Below are 21,947 nucleotides of genomic sequence, written 5' to 3' on the forward strand. Positions count from 1 at the left end.
TCCAATGTACCCGTCATTTTTTTCATACAATGAATAGAGAAGGGAAGGGGAAGTCAATGAAATATCAGATCGCAACAGCCATTGTCATACTTAATTCATTGTTACCAGTCACAACGGAGGCAAAGGAGCAGACGACACAACATCAGCGTTATTACGTAGCATACGAGAAAATCTTACAGAAAATAAATCGGACGAATGAAAATGCGGACATGACGTTGCTTGCAGCAGATCAATTCGCAGACGAGGACTGGGTTTTGCCGAAACGTTTTCAGGAACGGGCAGTCAAACGGTTAAAGCCGTTACGTGTTCAAACGAGTCTAGAGTGGGATAGTGAACGGACGCTCGAACGTACGCAACGGGAAAACGAAGTCCGGATCATGGGAAATTTCGAGACAGAACTCTTGGAACAGAGTAAACGACAACGATTATCCGATGTCTTCTCGATGACATCTCTTGCCGTCGATGATGGAAAGTGGACGCAAACCGGATTCTCTGGTACTCCAATCGATGCAGGACAAACGATGGTCGTAACGGTCAGCGGTACATACGCGAAACAAGGAATCTTAACAAAACATCACATCACGAAAGAATTTCATTGTTCATCGGTTGGTGAAATCTATTATTGAGATTGAGATAGAAAAAGAGCGAAACTCGGACGAGTTTCGCTCTTTTCGTATTAATTCCGAATCAAGTGATCGAAAGCACCCAGTGCAGCGGTTGCACCAGATCCCATCGAGATGATGATCTGTTTATACGCGCTATCCGTGCAGTCGCCTGCAGCGAAAACGCCTGGTACGTTCGTTGCGCCGTGGCGATCGACTTGGACTTCACCGAACTTGTTACGGCTCACCGTTTCACCGAGCCAGTCCGTGTTCGGTACGAGACCGATTTGGACGAAGACACCTTCGAGCTCGACGTGACGTTCGACGTTCGTTTCGCGTTCGATGTATGTGATCCCGTTTACTTTATCCGTTCCTGTGATTTCCTTCGTCTGTGCGTTGACGACGACCGTGACGTTCGGAAGCGAAGCGAGGCGTTCTTGAAGAACAGCATCCGCTTTTAGTTCCGGTGCGAATTCAAGAACCGTGACATGCTTGACGATTCCCGCGAGATCGATGGCTGCTTCGATCCCTGAGTTTCCGCCACCGATGACCGCGACACGTTTTCCTTCGAACAATGGACCATCACAGTGTGGGCAGTAGGCGACGCCTTTGTTCTTGAATTCGAGTTCGCCTGGGACACCAACGTTACGCCAGCGTGCACCTGTTGAAAGGATTAAACTTTTCGTCTTCAAGACGGCACCGTTCTCGAGCTCAAGCTCAAGGAGGTCCTTCTTCTCAAGACGAGTTGCTCGTTGCAGGTTCATGACGTCGATGCCATATTCCTTAACGTGCTCCTCAAGACTTGCGACGAGTTTTGGTCCTTCCGTGTACTTCATGCTGATGAAGTTTTCGATGCTCATCGTATCCATGACTTGTCCACCGAAGCGCTCTGCGACGATTCCTGTCCGGATGCCTTTACGAGCTGCATAGATGGCAGCACTCGATCCAGCTGGACCACCACCGACGACGAGGACATCGTATGGATCTTTATCAGCGAAATCAGCAGCATCGGCACCTGTGCCAAGCTTCGCAAGGATTTCTTCAAGTGACATCCGTCCATTACCGAACGCTTCGCCGTTGACGAAGACCGTCGGAACAGCCATGATCTCTTTTTGTTCGACTTCTGCTTTAAATGCCGCGCCATCAATCATCGTGTGACTGATGTTCGGGTTGAGGACACTCATAACGTTCAACGCTTGTACGACATCCGGGCAGTTGTGGCAGCTCAAGCTGATGTACGACTCGAAGTGGTACGTTTCTTGAATGCCTTGAATCTGCTTGATGACGTCCGCGTCGACCTTCGGTGCTCGACCGCTGACTTGTAGCAGAGCGAGGACGAGGGACGTGAACTCATGACCGAGTGGAATTCCCGCGAACGTGATGCCGCTTGTCTCACCGACACGGTTGACTGTGAAACTTGGTGTCCGGGGAAGGCTTGCCTGCTCGACGGAGATGCGTGGTGTCATGCTTGCGATCTCTTCGACGAGTGCGCTCATCTCAAGCGAGACGGCGTCTGTCCCAGCACTAACGGCTAGGACGAGATCGCCTTCGAGAAGCTCGAGGTATTGCGCGAGTTGTGCTTTAATGTCTGGTGCTAAAGCCATCGCGAATCCGCTCCTTAAATTTTTCCGACGAGGTCAAGGCTTGGTGTGAGTGTTGCAGAGCCTTCTTCCCATTTCGCTGGGCAGACTTCGCCTGGATTGTTACGTACATATTGTGCTGCTTTGATTTTGTTGACGAGTGTGCTTGCATCACGACCGATGCCGCCTGCGTTGATCTCAACTGTTTGGATGACGCCGTCTGGATCGATGATGAACGTACCGCGGTCAGCAAGACCATCTTGTTCGTTCAGGACTTCGAAGTTACGTGAGATGACGTGTGATGGGTCACCGATCATGACGTACTCGATTTTACCGATTGTTTCTGATGTTTCGTGCCATGCTTTATGTGTGAAATGCGTATCTGTTGAAACAGAGTAAACTTCAACGTCAAGCGCTTTGAGTGTTGCGTATTGGTTTTGAAGATCTTCGAGTTCTGTCGGGCAAACGAATGTAAAGTCTGCAGGGTAGAAACATACGACACTCCATTTACCGCGAAGGTTGGCATCCGTTAGGTCAACGAATTCTCCGTTGTGGAATGCTGATGCACTGAATGGTTTTACTTCACTTCCGATTAAAGACATGATAAAAATCCTCCTCAAGGGTTCTATTTTTAGAATCTGTTCTAGTGCATACAAGGAATCTGTATTTATCACACTAGAATAATTCTAATCTAATACTAATTTCATATAGACCAACACTTTTGTCAAGGTATAATCAGCAATTTCTTATTTCAGGAAAGATTGTGTGAACAAAAAAAGAAATCCCGACTCCTAAATGAAACAGGAGTCGGGAGCTGTATTCTTTATTGCCAGTCCGTGTGGAAGACCCCTTCGCGGTCTGTCCGAGCATACGTATGAGCACCAAAATAATCGCGTTGTGCTTGCAACATGTTGGCATTCGAATTCGCTGTCCGGTAGCTATCGTAATACGTCAGTGACGTCGATAGAGATGGGAGTGCAAAACCAGACAATGCACCCTCGGAAACGACGTGACGTAACGATTCTTGATACGCCTGTACTTTCTCAGCGAAGAACGGGGCGAGCATCAAGTTCGAGAGGTTCGCATCATTTTTGAACGCTTCACTGATGACGTTCAAGAAGTCGGCCCGGATGATACATCCACCACGGAAGATCAAGGCGATTTCTTCAAGGCGTAAGTTCCAGTCGTATAGTTCAGACGACGTCCGGTATTGGGTGAAGCCTTGCGCATATGCGGCGACTTTCCCCATATAAAGCGCTTGACGAATCCGTTCAACCCAAGCGTCTCGCTCAAGCGTTGACAAGCCTTCTGGTCCCTTCAGGACAGCAGACGCTGCGACGCGTTCTTCTTTAACAGCTGAAAGGTAACGTGCGAACAAGGCTTCCGTGATGATCGAAGAGGCGATCCCATTATCAATTGCTTGTAAGCTCGTCCATTTTCCGGTTCCTTTTTGACCAGCTTGATCGAGAATGACATCGATCAACGGTTTCCCTGTCTCGTCATCCGTTTTCCGGAGGATATCCGCTGTGATCTCAATCAGGTAACTTTTTAGTTCACCCGCGTTCCACTCAGCGAAGATGTCCGCGACTTCCGTGACGTCGAGTCCGAGGCGGAAACGAAGGAAGCTGTAAGCTTCAGCGATCAGTTGCATGTCAGCGTACTCGATCCCGTTATGGACCATCTTGACGAAGTGACCAGCGCCCTTCGGACCGATATAGACACAACATGGATCGCCTTCAACGTGAGCGGCAATCTTCGTCAAGATCGGTGCGACATGTTCGTAGGCTTCTTTCGATCCACCCGGCATGATCGCAGGACCGGTCCGTGCACCGACTTCACCACCCGATACGCCGACGCCGATGTATTCGATGCCGTGTCGGTGGAGTTCGTCGAAGCGACGTTCCGTATCAAGGAAGTGGGAATTCCCACCATCCATGATGATGTCGCCTGTTTCGAGATGTGGAAGTAACGATTCGATGACTGAATCAATCGCGCTGCCGGCCGTGACCATCATGAAGATTTTACGCGGACGGGCGAGTGACTGTACGAATGCTTCGATATCGTAGTACGGATGAAGTGGTAATCCCTCATCGTGTGCGACGAGATCGTCCGTTAAATCACGTGTGTAGTTATAGATGGCGACTTCTTCTTGATGACTCGCCATGTTCAGTGCTAAGTTGCGGCCCATGACACCAAGACCGATGACTCCGATAGAATGTTGCATAAGTAGAACGACTCCTTTTTTTAGACGACGAGGCTGAGGAGAAGAACGAACCCAAGTCCACAAACGGAAATGATCGTCTCAAGCACAGTCCATGTCGCAAACGTTTCTTTTAATGATAATCCGAAATACTCTTTAAACATCCAGAAGCCCGCATCATTGACGTGTGAAGCGATCAGACTACCCGCACCAGTCGCAAGAACGACGAGCGCTAAGTTGACGTCGGATTGCTCCAATAACGGAATGACGAGACCTGCTGTCGAAAGGGCAGCGACTGTCGCGGAACCAAGTGAGATTCGCAGAATCGCAGCGATCAACCAAGCGAGTAGAATCGGAGATAACGCTGATCCCTCAAATAATTGTGCGACGTATTTCCCAACGCCGCCGTCGATCAAGACTTGCTTGAAGGCACCGCCACCGCCGATGATCAATAGCATCATCCCGATTTGGGCGATGGCCGTCGTACAAGATTCCATGACCGTTTGCATCGGAATCTTACGGGCAATCCCCATCGTGTAGACCGCGACGAGTAACGAAATCAACATCGCCGTCGAGGCGTTCCCGATGAACTCGATCGCCGCGATGACGCTATTCTCACCTAAGCCAAGTGTTTCTTGTAAAAGCGTGAAGATCGTTGCGACCGACATCAAGAGGACTGGTAGCATCGCAGTGAAGACACTAATACCGAAACCTGGTGTCTCGTCTAAATTAAATTCTTTTTGTTCCCCGAGTGACGCGATGTTTCCTGTGCGTGTAAACGATTCAGGTACGAGTCGTTTCGCGATTTTCGTAAAAACAGGACCAGCAATGATGACCGTCGGAACAGCAACGATGAAACCATACAATAAGACTTCCCCGATATTGGCTTTATACTCCCCAGCGATGACGGTCGGACCTGGATGAGGTGGTAAGAAGCCGTGCGTGACAGACAGTGCTGCGACCATTGGGATCCCAAGATATAAGATCGAGACGCGGAGCTGGCGTGAAATCGCAAAGACGATTGGAATCAACAGAACGAGTCCGACTTCGAAGAAGAGTGCGATTCCGATGATGAACGAAGCAACGACGACCGCCCATTGGATGTTCTTTTCCCCGAATCGTGCGACAAGCGTCATCGCGATTCGCTGCGCCCCCCCGGCGTCAGCGATTAGCTTTCCAAGCATCGCACCAAGCCCAAAGATCAGTGCTAGGTGACCGAGTGTTCCTCCGATACCGGCTTCGATCGTCTTGACGATCTGATCGAGCGGCATACCGAGTAATAGTGCAACACCAAAGGAAACGATGATGAGTGAAACGAACGTATTTAATTTTAACCCCATGATGAGAACGAGCAATGCGACGATCCCAATTCCTACGATGACTAAAGGCATGATGACTTCCCCCAAAAGATTAAGTTAGTTTTCCTCTTGAATCAAGCTCCGTTGATACATAGCAATTCGTTTATGGTCTTCGGATAATGTCCGCGCTAGACTAATGAAAATCGGTAAAAGCTGACGATATTCATGCATCGCTTCTTCATTTGGTACATGGCGATGTGTTTCCCCAATCATCTCGGATACGACTTCGAACGAATCGATTTCCCCTGTCGCATACAGTCCGAGAATACAAGCGCCAAGACATGAACTTTCGAAACTTTCTGGAATGACGACTTCCGACTCAAAGATGTCCGCCATCATTTGGCGCCAGACTTCAGACCGGGCAAATCCACCGGTTGCCTGAATCCGCGTCACAGGACCATCCATGCATTCGACGAGTGCGAGGAAGACGGTATACAGATTGTAGATGACACCTTCTAGTGCTGCCCGAATCATGTGCTCTTTTTTGTGTGAGAGCGTCAAACCGAAGAATGAACCGCTGACGTCCGGATTCCATAGCGGTGCTCGTTCACCGGACAAGTAAGGATGGAACAACAGACCGTCGGACCCCGGGCGGACGCGTTCGGCAATCTTCGTCAGAACAGCATACGGATCGATACCGAGGCGTTTTGCTGTCTCGACTTCTGCTGAAGCGAGTTCGTCTCGAATCCACCGTAAGACCATTCCACCGTTATTGACGGGGCCGCCGATGACCCAGTGGTCCTCGGTCAGTGCGTAACAGAACGTTCGTCCTTTTTCATCCGTCTGTGGACGATCAATGATCGTTCGGATGGCACCGCTCGTTCCGATCGTGATCGCGATTTCCCCTTTGCGAATCGCGTTGACACCTAAATTGGAGAGGACACCATCACTGGCACCGACTAAGAACAGCGTATCGACGGATAGTCCCATTTGTCGTGCGTAATCAGTATTAAGTCCGGTACATGACGTCGTTGTCGGTACGGGTTCCGATAAATAGCTTGCATCGATACCCGCGACATGCAGTGCGCCCGTATCCCAACCTAATTCATGAATATTAAAGAGACCAGTTGCTGAAGCGAGAGAGTGGTCGATGACATATGTTCCGAACAGTCTTTGGAACACGAACTCCTTGATCCCGACATACTTTTTCGTTTGAGCGTGGAGCTCCGGACGATCTTCGACGAGCCAACTGATTTTGCTAAGCGGTGACATCGGATGAATCGGTGTCCCGGTCCGGTGATAGATCGAGAGACCATATTGTTCCTTAATCTTGTTCGACCATGCTTCACTCCGACTGTCCGCCCATGTGATGCAGGCAGTCAACGGTTGATGTTGTGCGTCCATCGCAATCAAACTGTGCATGGCACTACTGAACGCGACGAACTTCGGTGGCATGCTCGGATGACGTTTTGTGATCAAGCGGATGGATTCGAGTACGGCATCAAAAATTTCTTCCGGATCCTGTTCCGCCGTCGAACGGTTCGGTGTGTGGAGTGGGTAACCGACGTTCGTTTGTCCGATGACCTCTCCTTTTGTCGTAAATAAGACTGCTTTCGTACTCGTCGTTCCGATATCGACGCCTAACATGTATTCAGTCATGTGAATCGACTCCTTTCGACATCATTTGTTGCGTTTTCCAGAGATCTTCGACTTCCTGAACATCATCAAAGTTCTGATGTAAGGAAGCAACCATCCGTTCACGATCTCCTGTCTCGATCGCTTCGATATACAAGGCATGGTTCGCGAGGATGCGTTCAAAGTCTTCGATGTCTTCCTCGAATCGTACCCGCATTGATAGGAGGATGAAACTTTCCATGACTGGTTTGAGATTTTGCCAAATCATGCTGACATACCCATGATCGATCGAGCGGATGATCGTTTCATGAAACAGTACGTCTTGGAAAGAGAATTCATCAGCATCCTTATATTTGATGGCAACCTTCATCATTTCGAGAATTTTGCTGAGTTCACGGACGAGTTCTGCCCGTTCGACCTTAACAAGTCGCTCGAAGACGAACGTTTCGATGAGTAACCGGACATCATAGATTTCTTGAATGTCGCGCTCGGATAAACCGACGACGACCGCTCCCATTCGTTCGAGACGAATCAACTGTTCGGCTGCAAGCACCTTTAACGCGTCACGGACAGGTGAGCGACTGACTGAAAAATCAGAGGCTATTTTGTTTTCGGATAATATGGTACCGCTTTCAATTTTTCCTGAAATGATCCGCATTCGTAGTTCGTGCGCGACACGATCTCCGGCAGAAGCTTTTGACAACCACTTCAAGGGGTATAACAGTTCTGACATAAAATCACCTGATTTCTAGAGTGAGTATACTTGTATACAAGTTAGTATATACGTTTTTCTCTAAAATGCAAACGCTTCACTTAAATCTTAGAGATTCAACTGGCAATCAGGAAATCGGTTCCAAATATGTTAGGGTGAAGGAGTAATCAATAACCAGAACGGGTAAGGAGGAGATAGTACATATGAACATTTTAGTTGTAGGTGCAGGAGCAGTCGGAGGTTATTTCGGGGGCCGTCTTGCTGAGCAAGGTGAACAGGTGACCTTTCTTGTCCGTCCGAAGCGATATGAACAATTACAAAAAACAGGTCTACAGATCACTAGTCCTCATGGCGATATCACGATTACGCCTCAGTTAGTGACACGAGACATGCGACCGGATCACGTATTTGATGTCGTTTTGCTTTCGACGAAAGCCTATCACTTAGATGATGTCTTAGAGGATCTTACGCCATTCGTTTCGAACGAGACGTATATCATTCCTTTATTGAATGGCATGCAACATATTCGTCGGTTAACAGAAGTCTTCGGAGAAGAGCGTGTACTGGGCGGTCTTTGCTTCATTGAATCGACGCTTGATGCAGAAGGACGCATTTTACAGACGAGTCCGTCACATCGACTGTTGTTTGGCTCACGAACCGGCAAACCAACAGCTCTTTTGCAGGAGATCGCAACACGTTTTGCGAAAGCGAAGGCACCGATGGCGTACTCGATGCATATCATGGATGACATGTGGCAAAAGTATCTTTTCATTTCGACATTTGCGGGTGTGACGACGCTGTTTCGTTCAGCGATCGGTTCGATTCGGGAAGAAGCTGTCGGGCGTCAGATGATTGTAGACGTCATGAACGAAGCGAAACAGGCGATGGAAGAACAGGGCGCGGTCTTCAATGACGATACAGAAACGGTGCTATTGAAGCAGATGTATGCGATGGAAGATACGATGAAATCGTCGATGTTGCGCGATATGAAAAAAGGTCAGCCAGTCGAAGTGGAACATTTTTTCAGCGCCTTGTTAAAACCTACTTCGACAGAACGGTTCAGAGCTTTAAAATTAGTCGAAGCAAACTTACGCATGTATCTTGGAACGATTAAATAGTTACATTTTTCTATTTTAGAAAAATAATGGAGTAGTACAAATGTTTCGTTTTGATGACGAAAGACCTGTTTCCCCTAGGAATCGTTGACTTCCGAAATAAAGTTCATCTATTGTTAATGTGATTGAAAAAAAGTGATAATATATTTTTCCGCATTTTTTCTTGCAAGGACGAATGAAGCAGACGAGAGGGGAAGTTTATCCATTATGAAACGTATTATTATTCGTGCAGGTATGACACCATTCGAACAGTTCGATGCTCCTTATTTGATGAAACATAATTCCATTGGAGGAAACGTTGGAAATCTCATTTATCAATACAGTATCTTTCGGACGTTGATGACAGAAGGTACGACGATTACACCGGACTATTACTATTATGATGAAGAACGGGCAGATGAGATCAATGCTAACTTCGATCTCTACGTCATTCCGTTAGCGGATGCATTCCGAAAAGAATTCGTACCGACGTTGCGGAAGTACACCCGCCTTATCAAGAAATTAAAAATTCCAGTCGTCGTCATCGGTGTAGGCTTACGTGCACCGTTTGAACCAGATCTAGACGGCGGATTCCCGTTCGATGAAGATGTCAAAGCATTCGTCAGCGCTGTACTTGAGCGCTCAAGCATGCTTGGTCTTCGTGGGGAAATCACGTCGAAATACTTGACGCGTCTTGGTTTTCGCGAAGGCATTGATCATCGTGTCATCGGATGTCCTTCGATGTACGCGTTTGGTCGCGACTTACATATTCGTGAAACGAACATTACGCCCGAGTCGATGATTACGGTCAACTCGTCACGTTTAGCACCACAAAATGTTCTTGATTTCATTACGCGCGGAATGGAAGAGTATCCGAATCATTACTTCATTCCCCAATGGATGAAGGAACTGAAATTGACGTATACAGGAACGCATCCGATCGCAGATTTGTCCGTGACGAACTATCCGGTGAAGATGTCGGATCCTGCTTACATGAACAATCGTGTTCGTTTCTTCTTGAACGCACAAACATGGTTCGATTTCATCGGGCAGGCAGACCTCAGTTTTGGTGCGCGCTTGCATGGAAATATCACAGCAACGCTTGCGGGTACGCCGAGTATCCTCATTCCAAAGGATGCACGAATGCGCGAACTAACGGATTATCATCAGTTGACGCATATTTGGGCGAACGACATCAAAGCGGATACACAATTATCCGACGTCGTAGCCAATGCTGATTTCCAAAGTCCAGTACGTGTTCAAGCACGTAACTTCGACAACTTCGTTGACTTCTTGAACGTGAATGATCTTGAACACATTTATCAAGAGACGAACTATCCTGAGAATGTACCGTTTGACCGTCAAATGGCGCAAGCGGAACTACTCCCACCGGTCCAACCAATCTCTGGCGTGAGTCTCGAAGAAGCAGTAGCTCGTTTCGAACGCTTCTTCCCAGAACAAGAGAAAAAAATCGCAGATACACAAATAAAGGTAAAAGAGAAATTAGCCGAAAAAGATAAAAAAATCGCAGATGCGCAAAAACAGGCAAAAGCTCAATTAGCTGAAAAAGATAAGAAAATCAAAGCATTGCAGAAACAAACAACGACGACTCAAAAAGATCAGGAAATTGCGGCGCTCAAAGCGCAACTGGCTGCCCAAACGAAGAAAATGAAGCACCAGCAAGGGACATTGAACCGAAAAGCGGTTCGTGCAGCCTTAAAGACAGCAGATCTATTCGCAAAAAAATAAAGTGTTCTAACATTCCGGGTCATTACAATGCGGAATGTTTTTTGGTAGGAGTATTCTGAATTGCGTTGACAATTCGGAAAAGACTTGATAGGGTTAGGAACAATTACATACTTATCCAGAGAGGTGGAGGGACTGGCCCTATGAAACCTCAGCAACAGGTCGAAAGATACTGTGCTAATTCCTGCGGGTGTTGCACCCGATCGATAAGATTTCCGAATTGTCGACCGACGCATCCGTGAGGATGCGTTTTTTGTTTGAAATAGGTGGAACGAGGAGGAAATGGATTCATGAAAACGAGCGGAGCGTTTCGACGCAAGATGGAATCACGTCATCTGATCATGCTGTCGTTAGGAGGCGTCATTGGAACAGGATTATTTTTAAGTACAGGTTATACGTTGGAACAAGCGGGACGTGTCGGAACGATTTTGTCGTATTTGATCGGAGCCGTCGTCGTCTACTTAGTCATGCTAAGTCTTGGCGAACTCGCTGTACACATGCCGGAAACCGGATCATTCCATAAGTACGCAACAAAGTATATCGGACCCGGTACCGGTTATACGGTGGCCTGGCTCTACTGGCTGACGTGGACGGTCGCCCTTGGTTCAGAATTCACGGCAGCAGGCATTTTAATGCAACGTTGGTTCCCGTCGATTCCAGTCTGGGTGTTCAGTGCATTATTCGCTGCGATGATCCTTGGTATCAACGTCTTGAAGGTCCGCGTATTTGCTGAAGTCGAGTTTTGGTTCTCCGCCATTAAGGTCGTAACGATCATTGCTTTCATTTTACTTGGTGCGGGAGCCATCGTTGGCTTCATCCCATTACAAGATGGTAGCCCAGCCCCATTCTTTTCTTCCTTAACGGAAGGAGGATTGTTTCCAAATGGAGCATTTGCGATCTTCATGACGATGCTTGCCGTGAACTTTGCTTACTCAGGAACGGAATTGATCGGCGTCGCAGCGGGTGAAGCGGTCGATCCGAAGCGGACGATTCCGCTTGCGATCCGAACAACGATTTTGCGACTCGTCCTCTTTTTCGTCGGTACGATCATCGTATTAGCCGTCTTATTGCCAACGGAAGGGAAGGGCGTGCTCGAAAGTCCGTTCGTTGCGGTGTTCGAACGAATCGGAATTCCGTATGCAGCAGACGTGATGAACTTCGTCATTCTGACAGCGATCTTGTCGGCAGCGAACTCTGGGCTTTACGCTGCCTCCCGGATGCTTTGGTCGCTTGCGAACGAACACATGATTCCGCGCTTCTTCGCCCAGGTGACGCCAAGTGGGGTTCCACTTCGAGCTGTTTTGTTCAGCATGCTCGGTGGAGGACTTGCTTTGCTTTCTAGCATCTATGCAGCAGGAAGTGTCTATATCGCGCTCGTCTCGATTTCCGGTCTTGCTGTCGTCGTCGTCTGGATGAGTATCAGCGTTGCGCAGTATCGCTTCCGGAAACAATTCCTCCACGAAGGGCATACGGTCGACGAATTGGTCTATCGTACACCACTCTTTCCATTGGTACCGATCGCCGCTTTCGTCGTCTGTTTGATTTCCCTGATTGGTATCGGATTTGATCCGACGCAACGAGTCGCCTTGTATTGCGGTATCCCATTCATCGTGATCTGTTATGTCGTTCATGCGTTCACGAATTCTTCTCAGAAACGGAGTGTTGAAGATGTCCCGAATCAAAAATCCAGTTGATCAACGATTACAGGAAGTTCCTTTCCTGATTTTAGATGGTGCGCTTGCGACTGAACTCGAACAAAAGGGATTCGACCTGAACGATCCACTCTGGTCGGCACGCCTCTTAATCGAAGCACCGGAACAGATTGAGCGTGTCCATCACGATTACTTTGAAGTGGGCGCCGATGTTGCGATCACCTCAAGCTATCAAGCAAGTATCGAAGGATTCAAGCAACGTCATATCACGACCGAGGAAGCACAAGCGTTAATTCGACAAACGGTTACCTTAGCGCAAGACGCACGGACGCGTAGTGGAAAGAGTGCCGCATTGATCGCGGGATCAGTTGGTCCTTATGGTGCCTACTTAGCAGATGGTTCTGAGTATCGCGGTCATTATGGTGTGTCAGCAGATGTGCTAGAAGCCTTTCACAGACCGCGCATCGAAGCATTGATTGAAGCGGGGGCTGATCTGCTGGCATTCGAGACGATTCCGTCGCTTGAGGAAGCTGTCGTGTTGTTCCGGATTCTCGAAGCGTTCCCGGAAGTATCTGCTTGGCTGACGTTCTCGCTTCAAGATGCGACGCACATCAGTGAGGGAACACCGCTTGCGATATGCATCGAGACGATCGGACAGCATCCGCAACTTGCAGCAATCGGCGCAAATTGTTTTCCGGCATCCTACGCGACCGACTTCATCCGTCACGTTAAGACGTTGACGAGTGTTCCAATCATTGTCTATCCGAACTCCGGTGAGGTCTATGATCCGGTCGCGAAGACGTGGTCGGGTACGAATCAGTGCACGTCGTTCCAAACCATCGCAAAGACATGGTATGAAGCTGGAGCACGATTGATTGGCGGTTGTTGTAGAACTTCACCGGAACATATCGCGCAAATTCGTTCGGTTTGCCAGGTTTCTCATACGTGATGAATGATGACGAAAAAACGGACACGAAATCAATCGATTTCGCATCCGTTTTTTTAAATGGTGTGATTTCGTTACCGTTCGCGCAAGGCACGATTGAATTGTTGCAATAGGCGTCCGAAATCTTCTGCATCATCCGCTGGCCAGTCTGTCAGTAGACGTTCGATGCTCGCGAGACGTGCGGTTCGGTAGATGGTGAGTTCTTGCTGTCCTTTATCTGTAATATGATAGAAAAAGGCTCGCCCATCTGTCGGATCTTTTACTTTTTCAACGAGTTGCTTCTGATCGAGTGCCGCTGCTTGGCGACTGACGGTCGAGACATCGAGCTGAAGTTCACGGGCAAGTGTTTTAACACCGACGTTGCCGGAATCCGCTAATTGTCGCAGTAAGAGATAAGAAGCACGGTCCAAATTACGATTGTCTGCCGTCGCCGTCGTTAAGCGCCGGATCAGGATCGCTAACTCGAGTTCAATGGTTTCGAGTGATTGTTGAGACATCGGGTATCTCCCCTTTCAAAAAAGTCTCTCTGTCCCTCATGATTACCCAATGTGGATAAGCTGTCAATGCGAAAAGCAGGAGGCTTGACAGAGTTGTAGTTGTATTATACAATCATTTTTGTTCTTTTAATTGTATCATACAACTTTCGTAGATGAGAAACGAACGACAAAGGAGAATTCAGATGAAAGCTTATGAATCGATGAAACAAGAGGTCATTACGGTAAACGATACAGATCTGATTCGTACGGTCATCGAACGATTCATTCAATCTGGTATTAGCGGCGTACCCGTCATCAATGCCGAGCAAGAGGTCGTCGGTTATATCAGTGACGGAGATATCATGCGCGCGATCGGAAAACACAAGGACATCATCGTCGATACATTCTTATATGTAGATGTCATCAAAGGAGACGAAGAAGATTATGAAGATCGAATTCGTCATATCTTGAATCGACCTGTCATGGAACTTGCACGCCGGAAGGTTGTAACAGCAGACGCTGATACAGAAATGGAAGAGATTGCAGCAACGCTCGGTTCAAAACGGATCAAAAAGCTTCCAATCCTTAAGGCAGGACGTCTTGTTGGGATCATTAGTCGAGGCGACGTCATCCGCCATTCGTTTAAACAGTTCATATAATACATTCAATAGAAAGAAGGGACACTATGGCACTTGCTGAAAAAACAACGACGCTTGAGCCGGAAACGGTATTAGCGGAAAGCAAACATGGATTATTCCATCAACCGGTTGCTGTTTGGGCAGTCTTTTTCGCCAGTATTACAGCATTCATGGGAATGGGACTCGTCAATCCCGTCTTACCGACGATTGCCGAGAATTTAGAAGCGTCCAAAAGTGAAGTAACGCTCTTATTTACAAGTTATAATGCCGTCATGGCATTCGCGATGTTAATTACAGGCGCGATCTCATCACGGATTGGTCAAAAAGGAACATTGATGCTCGGGATTGCCGTCATCGCAATTGTTGCTGGTTTTGCTTCACAAGCAGACAGCATTTGGACGCTCGTCGCGTTACGCGGTGGATGGGGACTTGGAAACGCGTTGTTCGTCGCAACAGCACTTGCTGCGATTGTTTCGCTGTCATCAGGTGGAACAGCAAAAGCCATTATTTTGTATGAAGCAGCCGTTGGTCTCGGGATTTCGATTGGACCGCTATTAGGCGGAACACTCGGTTCGATCACATGGCGCGCCCCATTCATGGGTGTTGCAACAATCATGGTCATCGCATTTCTTGTCTTGCTCTTCTTGATGCCAAAACAAGCAGCATCTGCTGCACCAAAACAAAAGTTATCATTAAAAGCACCGTTCCAAGCGATGAAGCATCGTTCGCTCTTGACACTCGGGATCGTTGCGGCGCTTTATAACGTTGGTTTCTTTACGATCATGGCCTATGCACCATTCGTCATGAAACTACCAGCGAAAGGACTCGGATTCGTCTTCCTCGGTTGGGGGATGTTGCTTGCGATCACATCAGTCTTAACGGCTCCGAAACTGAAACAATGGTTCGGAACGATCAAAGCGATGATCATGATGTTGATCACATTCGCGATCTTGCTTCTGTTGATGGGGATTTTCACGGAAACTCCAGCCGTCGTCATCGTCTGTGTCATCTTGGCGGGAGCTGTGCTTGGGAATAACAACACGCTCATCACGACAGCTGTCATGGATGCAGCACCTGTCGAACGTTCGACAGCATCTGCGGCATACAGTTTCCTACGTTTTCTCGGGGCAGCCATCGCGCCATTCATGGCCGGTAAATTGGCTGAAATCTTCAACGCAAATCTACCGTTTTATGTCGGAAGTGGCTTCGTCCTCTTATCCGTCATCATCATCGGGGTCAATCTCAAACACATTCGCCATATCGACCGGACGGAAGGCGGACATTAATTCGATAACAAGACAGCCGAAGCGCATTCGCTTCGGCTGTTTTTGATTGAAATCAAGAGGGGTACATGGTTCTTAACGTGCGGATCGAGTGCTCGATCATTTCCCGAAGTACGCCTAAGTCGATGTCAGTCAGTCGTTTTACGTAGATGCAGGACTTACCGCGTCGATACGTACCGAGACTGGCAAGCAGTCGTTCTGAGACTGCGTCTTCACCAAGTGCGAGATAAAGGACGAGGTTCGTCTTCCGCGGAGAAAAGCCGACATAAAAGCTATCGCCCTCGCGGCCGGAGGCATAGCGATAATGGTAGGAACCAAAACCAATCAAGGATGAACCCCAAAGGACGGCTTCATATCCCGTGACATCTTCGAAGAACTGACGTAGTGTGATACCATCTGCTTGACGTTCCGGCGGTTCGACTTGTGCCAGAAAGGCATCAACGGACTGTTCGGTAGGACCTGTCTTTGGCGTATCAGGCATAAGCAGACTCCTTTCGGATGAAGAAGATATGGGTTACTTTCGAGAAGTGCTAGTAAATATCCTGTGGCTCAGAGGTGGAAATCGAATGAAGCATCGTATCGTGTTTCGAGGAGAAGAAAGCAGTGTACTATGGGAAATCTTACACGTATATCCAACGCAAGAAGAACTAACGATTCAGATGGTAGGGCGGAATAGTGAACACCAGTTTTCAGTTACATTCAATCAATATGATGCGTTCATCCGTAACTTTGCTCACGTCCATGAGTCGTTACACGGTGAAGTCGTATTCGAGCAGGGAGTAATTCGTCTCCGCTTACGCTATGACCGACTTGGTCGTGTCTTCATCAGTTGGTCTGACGGACAAACGAGTCACCAGTTTCGCAGTGATCAAAGTTATTTAAGTGAGGCGTTAGCACAACTTGGCGTCTACTGAATCAGCTGATGAAAGGCGCTAACACAAAAAGAAGGGACGACATTCGGTTACAATATCGAATGTCGTTCCTTCTTTTTTTAATGTGATGGGAGCGATTGATGTAATGGTGTGTTGATCAAGTTGAAGCAAAACGCAATCGTTTGTTCATATTCGGATAACGGAATCGATTCATCCACTTGGTGTGCGAGACGGAAATCATGGAATGAAGCGATTGCGATTGGAAATGACTTTTTCGCTTGGCTGAACATCGCACCATCCGTTCCACCTGGAATAGCGATTTTTCGTGGTGTCACGCCGCTAACCTGCTCCATCGTATCTGCGACCTGTTGCAAGAAAGGCGCCTGTTCATCGGTTTCACAAGAAGGAATATCCTTGATGACGGTCACGTTCATATCAAACTCGGAATCTTCTGCTACAAGACGACGCTCGATAGCTGTAAAGGCAGCAAGAACGTCCGCTCGACCGAACCCGGGAATCGTCCGAATATCCATATAAAACGAAGCCTGACTCGGAACGACGTTCGGTCCTTCGCCTCCTTTTATGGATGTGATTGACGCGACGACTGGACCAAGCGCTGGATGATGATTCGCCGTAATCGAGAAGCGTTCCGACTTCACTTCCTGGATGACGCGATAGACGTCATCGATCGCATTACGTCCGAGTTGAGGGGCAGAGCTGTGTGCACTTTTCCCACGACATGTCACTTCGATCCCAACGACCCCTTTTTGTGCATAACCGATCATTCCGCTTGTTGGTTCTGTGATCAGTAAAGCGTCTAAATCATCCGCGTGTCCTTGTTCGGTCAAATGACGAGCACCCGTCATTCCATTCTCCTCATCGGATGTAATCAGAAGTTTGATAGTGTTTGGTCGTTCTTGACGTTCTCTATATTGAATCAGTGCTTGCACCATTGCCATGACACCTGATTTCATATCAGAAGCCCCACGACCATAGATGCGGCCGTCTTCGATTTCGCCACCATATGGATCTTTCGTCCAGCCGTCTTCTTGAACTGGAACCGTATCGAGATGACCAGATAGACCGAGGACGGCAGGACGTGAAACATCCTCGCTCGCAGGGACGGTCGCGACGAGACAAATTCGTTTTGGTGAAACTTCAATCCATTCTGTCGAGATCTGATGATCGACCAATACATCGTATACGTAACGTGCGACGGCTTCTTCTCCGTCCATCGGATTGACACTTGGAATTTGAAGACACCGTTGTAAGTAAGTAATCGCTGTTTGCATGAATTTTTCCCCCTTTACCTGTAGTGTACCCTGATAAAAATACTTCAGGGAGGTAAACTGATTCAGAAAATAATTTACGGTACTGAACGTCTTGAGGTAAAAGAAAAGCGGTGCAACTAAAGGGTTACACCGCGCATTGCTCATTCACTTTTTTCTGCTTCGTCTTTCCACTTCGAATCGATTAACATCTCTCCCGGCCATGTATAAGCCATGATGCCGCCATCCGCCGTGATGTCCTCACCTGTGACATATGAGCTGTCGTCAGAAGCAAGGAAGAGGGCGACCGTTGCCATCTCGCGTGGTTTACCGAGTCGACCGAGTGGTGTGATCCAGGCGTTCGCATCGCGGAACTGTTTGCCTTGTTCTTTTTCTTTTTCACCGACGAGTGTATCGATGAGTGGTGTTTCAATCGTTCCTGGCGATAACGAATTGACACGAATACCATGACGCGCGTAATCGATTGCCATCGCGCGAGTGAAGTTCGCGATCCCGCCTTTCGCCGCGTTATAACCAGACCGGTTCAAGTCAGCTGCGCGACCCGACATCGATGACGTGTTGATGATCGAACCACCGTTATCCAGCATGAGTGGAATCAAGAATTTACTGACGAGGAATGTACCGCGTAAATCGACAGCGATGATCCGGTCGAAGAGATCGATTGGATACTCGTGGACTTTCCCGCCTTGTTCATCGATTCCGGCATTGTTGAAGAGGACGTCGACCGTACCGTATGTCTCTTTGACATGCTTCGCAAGTTGCTCAACACTCTCGACGTCTGAGACGTCGACATGGACGGCTTCCGCTTTCCCGCCTTGTTGTGTAATCTGTTCTACTGTTTGTTGTGCTTTTTCAAGTGAGACATCGGCACAAACGACCGTTGCTCCTTGTTCTGCGAATACAAGCGCAGTCGCTTGTCCAATCCCTGTTGCCGAGCCGGTAATGACAGCTATTTTTTGATCCAGTCTACCCATTGCTAAATCCCTCCTAAGTCGTATCGTTCACCTTATGAAACATTCCCGGAGAAATGGAGATTAAACCCATCGATGCGTCTAGTAATAGAAGATAAGGGGTACATCTACAACAGCATAATCGCTGTAAAAAGGGAGATGAGAACGCTGACATCCGATCAATGGCAACTTGCCAAAAAATTATTACAGGAAGCTGTCGAGTATCAAATGACGCTCGAGAAAAGTGCGTTCGCAGATCAACTGATTGATCAAACGACACCTGTCCTTTGGTTTGGTGATGCGACGCGTAGCAGTTGGGTGACGATCGCGACGAACCCATCCCGAACGCAGTTTTTAGACCGGACGGGCGCATTACGATTCGACGAGACCGGTCCGCTCTTTATTCGTCCGAAGTCGATGTCATGGGAGGATTATCTCCAGGAGGAGACGCTGACAGATTCAATCCGGCGCTTCAATCGTTACTTTAAACAACCAAATGTGTACCGGACCTGGTTCGGTCGACCTGGTGGCGGTAAGCTTGAAGGATTCTTGAACGGACTCGGTGCGTCGTTTTACGAGGAGGCGCTTGATCCAGTCGTTCATCTGGATTTTTTTCCGTTTCCGACGCACCACTACATGGGAGCGATCAAAGAACGCAGCGTGTTGGAAGATAGTCCGTTCGGTCAGACATTTTTGTTACGCCTGCTTGAACTGTTTTCGATAAAAGGAATCATCCTGCTCGGTAAGGAACACACGGAACGATTTGTGAAGCTCGAACCAGATATCGATTGGACAACCTATCGACCAACGGATTATCCAGACGCGATTTTTCAAATCAGCTTCTCGTCACGATTTCAGGTCCCCGTCGTCGGACTCCACTTCAAACCGAGTGAGCAGTTCATCGGTCTCGGTAATCGAAAGGATGAAAAAGGCGTCAGCCATGGCACCTATGGGTCAGCGGAACACTTACGTCAAATCGGAAAAATCGTCCGTGAAAAAGTCGCGACATACAGTGAAAAAGGTGATTGACAGATATTTCGAACTCCCTAATAATAGGAGATGAATTAGCACTCTGTATGATTGAGTGCTAAAAAAGGGAGGCAGAATGAGCATGGAAACGAAACAATTTAAGGCGGAATCAAAACGATTGCTGGAGATGATGATTCATTCCATCTATACGCATAAGGAGATTTTCCTGCGCGAATTGATCTCAAATGCAAGTGACGCCATGGATAAGATGTACTACAAAGCATTGACGGACGAGACGATTTCGTTCGAGAAGGAACACTACAAAATTACGATCGAACCAAATAAAGAAGCGCGTCAACTCATCATTCGTGATACGGGAATCGGAATGACGAAGGAAGAACTAGAAGAGAATCTCGGTACGATCGCGAAGAGTGGGTCGCTTGCCTTCAAGGCAGAGAATGAAGCACAAGATGGTCATGATATCATCGGTCAATTCGGTGTCGGATTCTATTCTGCCTTCATGGTCGCAGACGTCGTCACTGTCGTTACGAAACCGTTCGGCAGTGCAGTCGCTTATAAATGGGAATCGCGTGGTGTCGAAGGTTATACGATCGAGGAAGTCGACAAAGAAACCGTCGGAACGGAGATTACGCTCCACATCAAGGCGAACGAGGAAGAAGAATCGTATGACGAATACCTCGAGACTTATCGTCTGCGCAGCATCATCAAGAAATATTCAGATTTCATCCGTTATCCGATTGAGATGAAGGAACTCGAACGTCAGCCGATCGAAGGCAGTGATGAGACGGAAGAGGTCGAGGTCGTCAAGACGATCAACAGTATGGTGCCGATCTGGCGGAAGAACAAACGAGAATTGACAGACGAAGACTATGCGAATTTCTACCAAGAGAAGCGGTATGGTTTTGACAAACCGGCAAAACACATTCATATCAGCGTCGATGGCGCCGTTCGTTATCAATCGATCTTATTCATTCCGGAACAGGCACCGTACGATTATTATTCGAAAGAATTTGAAAAAGGACTCGAGCTTTACGCGAATGGTGTCTTGATCATGGAAAAATGCAGTGATTTGTTGCCGGATCACTTCAGTTTCGTCAAAGGAATGGTCGACTCGGAGGACTTATCGCTTAACATCTCGCGTGAGTTGTTGCAACACGATCGTCAATTGAAACTGATCGCGAAAAATATCCAAAGTAAAATTAAAACACAACTCGAAGCACTTTTACGCGAAGATCGCGCGAAGTACGAAACGTTCTATCAAGCGTTCGGACGTCAGCTGAAGTTTGGTATGTACAATGATTACGGCATGCATAAAGAACAGGTACAGGACCTGATCCTCTTCTACTCAGCGAAGGAGAAGAAGTTGATCACGCTCGCAGAATATGTCGCAGCGATGCCGGAAGACCAAGCGCATATCTACTACGCCGCTGGTGAGAGCACAAATCGTTTGGATAAATTACCGCAATCCGAGCTCGTCCGTGATAAAGGATATGACATCTTGTACTTCACGGAAGAAATCGATGAGTTCGCGATTCAGATGCTGATGACGTATGACGAGAAAACATTCAAATCGGTTACGAGCAGTGACTTAGGAATCGAAGCAGAAGAAGCAGAGACGACAGAGGCACAAGTAGAAATGTTCCAAGCGATGCAGGAGATCTTAAGTGGACAGGTCAAGGAAGTCAAAGCATCGACGCGTCTAAAATCGCATCCTGTCTGCTTTGCGACAGACGGCGCCGTCTCAATTGAGATGGAGAAAATCTTGAAAGCGATGCCGAATAATGAAGGGGTAGAAGCGGTCAAGATTCTCGAGTTGAACCCGTCACACCTGGTGTTTAAATCTCTTGAATCAGCTTATCAAAACGACCGTTCGAAATTTGAGCGCTATACAAAACTGATGTATCAACAAGCATTGCTTGTCGAAGGACTCCCACTCGAGGATCCAGTAGCATTCGCGAATGATGTGTGTTTATTAATGGTTTAA

The 21,947-nt window shown here is 47.9% G+C and carries 20 protein-coding genes and 1 riboswitch; of the genes, 10 read left to right on the forward strand and 10 right to left on the reverse strand.

Translation table 11 applies throughout. The features are described from left to right. The first annotated feature begins 56 nt into the window (after positions 1-56). Entirely contained in the window at positions 57-626 is a 570-nt protein-coding gene (locus ASG02_RS14495; RefSeq protein ID WP_056064689.1) for a hypothetical protein, read from the forward strand. A 50-nt stretch (positions 627-676) separates the two neighbouring features. On the opposite strand, the gene ahpF is transcribed toward ASG02_RS14495, so the two are convergent. The 6 genes from ahpF to ASG02_RS14525 all read right to left on the reverse strand — a co-directional run bounded on the left by ahpF (position 677) and on the right by ASG02_RS14525 (position 8,048). Beyond that, on the reverse strand, positions 677-2,206 hold the full coding sequence (ahpF, locus tag ASG02_RS14500) for an alkyl hydroperoxide reductase subunit F (protein ID WP_053452001.1): 1,530 nt from the start codon (positions 2,204-2,206) through the stop codon (positions 677-679). Between the two features lie 14 nt (positions 2,207-2,220). Further along, a complete protein-coding gene (ahpC, locus tag ASG02_RS14505) occupies positions 2,221-2,784 on the reverse strand; it encodes an alkyl hydroperoxide reductase subunit C (RefSeq protein WP_012371860.1) in 564 nt (187 codons plus the stop codon). Positions 2,785-3,005: 221 nt separating this feature from the next. Then, a complete protein-coding gene (gene gnd, locus ASG02_RS14510) occupies positions 3,006-4,406 on the reverse strand; it encodes a decarboxylating NADP(+)-dependent phosphogluconate dehydrogenase (RefSeq protein WP_056064691.1) in 1,401 nt (466 codons plus the stop codon). Positions 4,407-4,426: 20 nt separating this feature from the next. Beyond that, positions 4,427-5,773: a GntP family permease gene (locus tag ASG02_RS14515; protein WP_056064694.1), complete on the reverse strand. Its 1,347-nt coding sequence runs from the start codon at positions 5,771-5,773 to the stop codon at positions 4,427-4,429. Positions 5,774-5,797: 24 nt separating this feature from the next. Then, entirely contained in the window at positions 5,798-7,339 is a 1,542-nt protein-coding gene (gntK, locus tag ASG02_RS14520; RefSeq protein ID WP_056064697.1) for a gluconokinase, read from the reverse strand. After that, positions 7,332-8,048 carry a GntR family transcriptional regulator gene (locus ASG02_RS14525; protein ID WP_035411797.1) on the reverse strand — a complete coding sequence of 239 codons (717 nt, stop codon included), beginning with the start codon at positions 8,046-8,048 and terminating at the stop codon, positions 7,332-7,334. The genes gntK and ASG02_RS14525 overlap by 8 nt, the downstream gene beginning before the upstream one ends. A gap of 182 nt (positions 8,049-8,230) precedes the next feature. On the opposite strand from ASG02_RS14525, the gene ASG02_RS14530 reads away from it, so the two are divergent. The 4 genes from ASG02_RS14530 to mmuM all read left to right on the forward strand — a co-directional run bounded on the left by ASG02_RS14530 (position 8,231) and on the right by mmuM (position 13,468). Beyond that, the gene (locus tag ASG02_RS14530) at positions 8,231-9,145 is read left to right on the forward strand and encodes a ketopantoate reductase family protein (protein WP_056064700.1); all 915 of its coding nucleotides are present in this window, start codon (positions 8,231-8,233) and stop codon (positions 9,143-9,145) included. 204 nt (positions 9,146-9,349) lie between these two features. Next, complete coding sequence (locus tag ASG02_RS14535; RefSeq protein WP_056064703.1) at positions 9,350-10,870, forward strand: polysaccharide pyruvyl transferase family protein; 1,521 nt, start codon at positions 9,350-9,352, stop codon at positions 10,868-10,870. Positions 10,871-10,978: 108 nt separating this feature from the next. Then, positions 10,979-11,080, forward strand: a riboswitch (SAM riboswitch). A gap of 77 nt (positions 11,081-11,157) precedes the next feature. Next, positions 11,158-12,561 carry an amino acid permease gene (locus ASG02_RS14540; RefSeq protein WP_056064707.1) on the forward strand — a complete coding sequence of 468 codons (1,404 nt, stop codon included), beginning with the start codon at positions 11,158-11,160 and terminating at the stop codon, positions 12,559-12,561. Then, the gene (mmuM, locus tag ASG02_RS14545; RefSeq protein ID WP_056064710.1) at positions 12,536-13,468 is read left to right on the forward strand and encodes a homocysteine S-methyltransferase; all 933 of its coding nucleotides are present in this window, start codon (positions 12,536-12,538) and stop codon (positions 13,466-13,468) included. The genes ASG02_RS14540 and mmuM overlap by 26 nt, the downstream gene beginning before the upstream one ends. 71 nt (positions 13,469-13,539) lie before the next feature. Here the strand turns inward: mmuM and ASG02_RS14550 are convergent, their stop codons facing one another. Beyond that, the gene (locus ASG02_RS14550; protein ID WP_035411811.1) at positions 13,540-13,962 is read right to left on the reverse strand and encodes a MarR family winged helix-turn-helix transcriptional regulator; all 423 of its coding nucleotides are present in this window, start codon (positions 13,960-13,962) and stop codon (positions 13,540-13,542) included. A gap of 182 nt (positions 13,963-14,144) precedes the next feature. Here ASG02_RS14550 and ASG02_RS14555 point away from each other — a divergent pair, with 182 nt between their 5' ends. Beyond that, positions 14,145-14,600, forward strand: coding sequence for a CBS domain-containing protein (locus tag ASG02_RS14555; protein ID WP_035411814.1), 456 nt, complete (start codon positions 14,145-14,147; stop codon positions 14,598-14,600). Between the two features lie 26 nt (positions 14,601-14,626). Next, positions 14,627-15,865: an MFS transporter gene (locus ASG02_RS14560; protein WP_056064713.1), complete on the forward strand. Its 1,239-nt coding sequence runs from the start codon at positions 14,627-14,629 to the stop codon at positions 15,863-15,865. Between the two features lie 52 nt (positions 15,866-15,917). On the opposite strand, the gene ASG02_RS14565 is transcribed toward ASG02_RS14560, so the two are convergent. Then, positions 15,918-16,343: a DUF1801 domain-containing protein gene (locus ASG02_RS14565; protein WP_056064716.1), complete on the reverse strand. Its 426-nt coding sequence runs from the start codon at positions 16,341-16,343 to the stop codon at positions 15,918-15,920. Between the two features lie 85 nt (positions 16,344-16,428). Here ASG02_RS14565 and ASG02_RS14570 point away from each other — a divergent pair, with 85 nt between their 5' ends. After that, positions 16,429-16,776, forward strand: a complete 348-nt coding sequence (locus tag ASG02_RS14570) for a hypothetical protein (protein ID WP_035411823.1) — start codon at positions 16,429-16,431, stop codon at positions 16,774-16,776. Positions 16,777-16,853: 77 nt separating this feature from the next. Here the strand turns inward: ASG02_RS14570 and ASG02_RS14575 are convergent, their stop codons facing one another. Next, positions 16,854-18,026 carry a M20 family metallopeptidase gene (locus ASG02_RS14575; protein WP_056064719.1) on the reverse strand — a complete coding sequence of 391 codons (1,173 nt, stop codon included), beginning with the start codon at positions 18,024-18,026 and terminating at the stop codon, positions 16,854-16,856. A gap of 140 nt (positions 18,027-18,166) precedes the next feature. Then, a complete protein-coding gene (locus ASG02_RS14580; RefSeq protein WP_056064722.1) occupies positions 18,167-18,997 on the reverse strand; it encodes an SDR family oxidoreductase in 831 nt (276 codons plus the stop codon). A gap of 135 nt (positions 18,998-19,132) precedes the next feature. On the opposite strand from ASG02_RS14580, the gene ASG02_RS14585 reads away from it, so the two are divergent. Both ASG02_RS14585 and htpG read left to right on the forward strand, forming a co-directional pair. Then, positions 19,133-20,002, forward strand: coding sequence for a hypothetical protein (locus ASG02_RS14585; protein ID WP_056064726.1), 870 nt, complete (start codon positions 19,133-19,135; stop codon positions 20,000-20,002). An 82-nt stretch (positions 20,003-20,084) separates the two neighbouring features. Continuing rightward, positions 20,085-21,947, forward strand: a complete 1,863-nt coding sequence (gene htpG, locus ASG02_RS14590; protein WP_056064728.1) for a molecular chaperone HtpG — start codon at positions 20,085-20,087, stop codon at positions 21,945-21,947.

It is taken from the genome of Exiguobacterium sp. Leaf196 (genome assembly GCF_001423965.1).
GTDB lineage: Bacteria > Bacillota > Bacilli > Exiguobacteriales > Exiguobacteriaceae > Exiguobacterium_A.

Excerpts from the sequence above, each read along its gene's own strand:
- ASG02_RS14495 (WP_056064689.1), top strand. The coding sequence starts at position 57 with ATGAAATATCAGATCGCAACAGCCATTGTCATACTTAATTCATTGTTA.
- ahpF (WP_053452001.1), bottom strand. The coding sequence starts at position 2,206 with ATGGCTTTAGCACCAGACATTAAAGCACAACTCGCGCAATACCTCGAG.
- ahpC (WP_012371860.1), bottom strand. The coding sequence starts at position 2,784 with ATGTCTTTAATCGGAAGTGAAGTAAAACCATTCAGTGCATCAGCATTC.
- gnd (WP_056064691.1), bottom strand. The coding sequence starts at position 4,406 with ATGCAACATTCTATCGGAGTCATCGGTCTTGGTGTCATGGGCCGCAAC.
- ASG02_RS14515 (WP_056064694.1), bottom strand. The coding sequence starts at position 5,773 with ATGCCTTTAGTCATCGTAGGAATTGGGATCGTCGCATTGCTCGTTCTC.
- gntK (WP_056064697.1), bottom strand. The coding sequence starts at position 7,339 with ATGACTGAATACATGTTAGGCGTCGATATCGGAACGACGAGTACGAAA.
- ASG02_RS14525 (WP_035411797.1), bottom strand. The coding sequence starts at position 8,048 with ATGTCAGAACTGTTATACCCCTTGAAGTGGTTGTCAAAAGCTTCTGCC.
- ASG02_RS14530 (WP_056064700.1), top strand. The coding sequence starts at position 8,231 with ATGAACATTTTAGTTGTAGGTGCAGGAGCAGTCGGAGGTTATTTCGGG.
- ASG02_RS14535 (WP_056064703.1), top strand. The coding sequence starts at position 9,350 with ATGAAACGTATTATTATTCGTGCAGGTATGACACCATTCGAACAGTTC.
- ASG02_RS14540 (WP_056064707.1), top strand. The coding sequence starts at position 11,158 with ATGAAAACGAGCGGAGCGTTTCGACGCAAGATGGAATCACGTCATCTG.
- mmuM (WP_056064710.1), top strand. The coding sequence starts at position 12,536 with ATGTCCCGAATCAAAAATCCAGTTGATCAACGATTACAGGAAGTTCCT.
- ASG02_RS14550 (WP_035411811.1), bottom strand. The coding sequence starts at position 13,962 with ATGTCTCAACAATCACTCGAAACCATTGAACTCGAGTTAGCGATCCTG.
- ASG02_RS14555 (WP_035411814.1), top strand. The coding sequence starts at position 14,145 with ATGAAAGCTTATGAATCGATGAAACAAGAGGTCATTACGGTAAACGAT.
- ASG02_RS14560 (WP_056064713.1), top strand. The coding sequence starts at position 14,627 with ATGGCACTTGCTGAAAAAACAACGACGCTTGAGCCGGAAACGGTATTA.
- ASG02_RS14565 (WP_056064716.1), bottom strand. The coding sequence starts at position 16,343 with ATGCCTGATACGCCAAAGACAGGTCCTACCGAACAGTCCGTTGATGCC.
- ASG02_RS14570 (WP_035411823.1), top strand. The coding sequence starts at position 16,429 with ATGAAGCATCGTATCGTGTTTCGAGGAGAAGAAAGCAGTGTACTATGG.
- ASG02_RS14575 (WP_056064719.1), bottom strand. The coding sequence starts at position 18,026 with ATGCAAACAGCGATTACTTACTTACAACGGTGTCTTCAAATTCCAAGT.
- ASG02_RS14580 (WP_056064722.1), bottom strand. The coding sequence starts at position 18,997 with ATGGGTAGACTGGATCAAAAAATAGCTGTCATTACCGGCTCGGCAACA.
- ASG02_RS14585 (WP_056064726.1), top strand. The coding sequence starts at position 19,133 with ATGAGAACGCTGACATCCGATCAATGGCAACTTGCCAAAAAATTATTA.
- htpG (WP_056064728.1), top strand. The coding sequence starts at position 20,085 with ATGGAAACGAAACAATTTAAGGCGGAATCAAAACGATTGCTGGAGATG.